Source organism: Oleiphilus sp. HI0132 (assembly GCF_001635845.1).
The window spans coordinates 1-1,227 of record NZ_LWGJ01000435.1 but is presented as its reverse complement, the minus strand read 5'-3'; the positions used below and the strand labels follow the sequence as shown (position 1 = coordinate 1,227).

Here is a 1,227-nt window from a genome sequence, read left to right as displayed (position 1 = left end):
AGGTGGCTCTGACTTATTTATTACTGTTGGTGTCGCACCGAGCATCAAAATCCACGGCAAGCTCGTCCCTGTTACCAAGCACGCACTCACGCCCGAACAATGTCGTGAGATTGTATTTGATGTCATGTCAGAGAAACAACGTGACGAGTTCACTGAGAAAAGCGAATGTAACTTTGCTATCAGTGCCCGTGGCATTGGCCGCTTTCGTGTAAGTGCCTTCATGCAAAGAAATTTGTGCGGTATGGTGCTGCGTCGAATCGAAACTAATATTCCACGCATTGAAGATTTGGGTCTACCTACAACCATCAATCAGTTAGCAATGACAAAACGTGGCCTGATTATTTTTGTCGGTGCAACGGGCACGGGTAAGTCAACTTCTCTCGCAGCAATGATCGGGCACCGAAATAGAAATAGTAAAGGTCATATTATTTCTATCGAAGACCCTATTGAATATATCCATCAACACCAGAACTGTATTGTCACCCAGCGTGAAGTCGGTATTGACACAGAAACCTTTGAAATTGCCCTTAAGAACACCTTGAGGCAGGCACCAGACGTTATCATGATTGGTGAGATTCGTAGTAAGGAGACGATGGATTACGCGGTCACCTTTGCCGAGACTGGACACCTATGCTTGGCAACACTACACGCTAATAACGCTAACCAAGCACTCGACCGGATCATTAACTTTTTCCCGCCTGAACAGCAAAACCAGATATGGATGGATTTATCCCTAAACCTAAAGGCAATTGTTGCCCAGCAATTGATTCCAACGCCCGATGGTAAAGGCCGCCGAGCCTGTATCGAAGTGCTACTCAACACGCCTTTATGTGCAGACCTCATCCGCAAAAAAGAAATTCATAAGTTGAAGGAAATAATGACCAAATCGCGAGATATTGGTATGCAGACCTTTGATCAGGCCCTGTACGACCTGTATTCAGCTGGAGATGTTACTTATGAAGATGCGCTCGCCTATGCAGATTCAGCGAACGATTTACGTTTGATGATAAAACTGGGAGCAGACGCCTCATCGCCTAACCAACTATCAGCAACAACTGATCGTCTTAGTATTCAGGATGATGGAGACATTGGTGGTTTCTAAGCCCCAAGATTATAGATTGACTTACCTTTAAGAGAAGCAATGTTATTCATTGCTTTCTCAACAACGCCTCCATGTCACTAACATTCAATGGCCTTGAGACAAGGTAGCCCTGAATATAATCACAC

At 44.8% G+C, this 1,227-nt stretch carries 1 protein-coding gene; it reads left to right on the top strand.

The genetic code is table 11. The annotated features are described in order from the left end of the window. Nucleotides 1-1,102 (top strand): PilT/PilU family type 4a pilus ATPase (locus A3766_RS05265; protein ID WP_068641853.1); only part of this gene is annotated, 1,102 nt, incomplete at its 5' end. Between the last annotated feature and the right edge of the window lie 125 nt (nucleotides 1,103-1,227).